Genomic DNA, 255 nt, shown 5'->3' on the forward strand with positions numbered 1-255 from the left:
GCTCGAGGCGCTTGAAGCGTCGGTCGTGGTCTTCGGTGCCGGGGACTGGCTGGGCCATGGGGTGGATCAGCAGGGCCAGGGCGATCTCCAACCCACGGGCGCAGGTCGGCTCGTCACGGTCATAGGATGACAGCGCGGCCGCCAGGCTGTGCGGGTCATCGATGTGGTGGGCCTCAGCGGTGGCCAGCCAGGTGTCGTGGTCGTCGCTGGCCTGCAAGGCAAGGTCCTGCAGGGCCTTGATGCGCTGCTCCAGTT

1 pseudogene is annotated in these 255 nt (G+C 68.2%); it reads right to left on the reverse strand.

Going from position 1 to position 255, the window contains the following annotated elements:
* Window positions 1-255: pseudogene (locus WCE05_RS26570) on the reverse strand (hypothetical protein); the annotation flags it as partial.

It is taken from the genome of Pseudomonas sp. I2 (assembly GCF_040984075.1).
Taxonomy (GTDB): Bacteria; Pseudomonadota; Gammaproteobacteria; order Pseudomonadales; family Pseudomonadaceae; genus Aquipseudomonas; species Aquipseudomonas guariconensis_B.